This window comes from Collinsella sp. HCP3S3_E11 (assembly GCF_052067375.1).
Lineage (GTDB): Bacteria > Actinomycetota > Coriobacteriia > Coriobacteriales > Coriobacteriaceae > Collinsella.
Map to the genome: position 1 here is coordinate 1 of NZ_JBQHQI010000032.1, position 864 is coordinate 864.

Consider the following 864-nt stretch of genomic DNA (forward strand, 5'->3'; position numbering starts at 1 on the left):
GGGACTGCGGACAAAAAGTTGGACCGTTGAGGTCCGGAACGGAGTCCGCATGGCATACAGTAGGAGAATGGTGGAGAGGGCCAGGGCGCTTCGCGGCGCCGGGCTCACCGTCATGGAGATAACCGAGATACTCGGCGGGCCCGGCAAGACGTCCGTCTGGCGCTGGATCAGGGACGTGCGCAAGCCCGCGGGAAGGGCCGGTGGAGGAATGGACCTGCCGCGACTCGTCGGGGACGGCCCCGACTACCCCGACATCGACCCGGAGGACAAGGACGCCCTGATCGAGCGGCTCAGGCTCGAGAACGCGGTGCTGAGGGCGGTGCAGGACGTTTTAAAAGCCGAGAGCCTCGACGGGATGTCGAACAGGGAGAAGACCCTGGTGATAGACCGCCTGAGGCCGTGCGGGAAGTGGTCCTTGAGAGAACTCACGAGTTCCTTGGGGATATCAAAGAGCTCCTATGAGTACCAGCGCCGCGCGATCGCGAGGCCCGACCGGCGCGCGCCCCTGCGCGCGCTCGTGCGCAGGATCTTCACCGAGGACGGCGAGGGGGCGCGGGGGTACCGCTTCGTGACGGCGCGCCTGCGCGAGCTCGACGAGCCCGTGCGCGCCTCGGAGAAGGTCGTCCTCCGCATCATGCGCGAGGAGGGCCTGGTCCCCAGGTGGATGAGGAGGAAGAGGAGGCCCTACAGCTCCTATGCGGGCGAGCCGACGCCGGCCCCGCCGAACCTCGTGCGCCGCGACTTCCGCTCGGCCCTGCCGAACTTCCTGTGGCTCACCGACATCACCGAGTTCAGGCTGCCCTCCGGCAGGAAGGTCTACCTGTCGGCCATCAGGGACTGCTTCGACTCCTCGGTCGTGGCGTG

Annotated in this window: 1 protein-coding gene; it reads left to right on the top strand. The window is 67.5% G+C overall.

Translation table 11 applies throughout. The features are described from left to right. Positions 1-49 precede the first annotated feature (49 nt). Positions 50-864 (top strand): IS3 family transposase (locus ACTM86_RS08925; protein WP_441017500.1); only part of this gene is annotated, 815 nt, incomplete at its 3' end.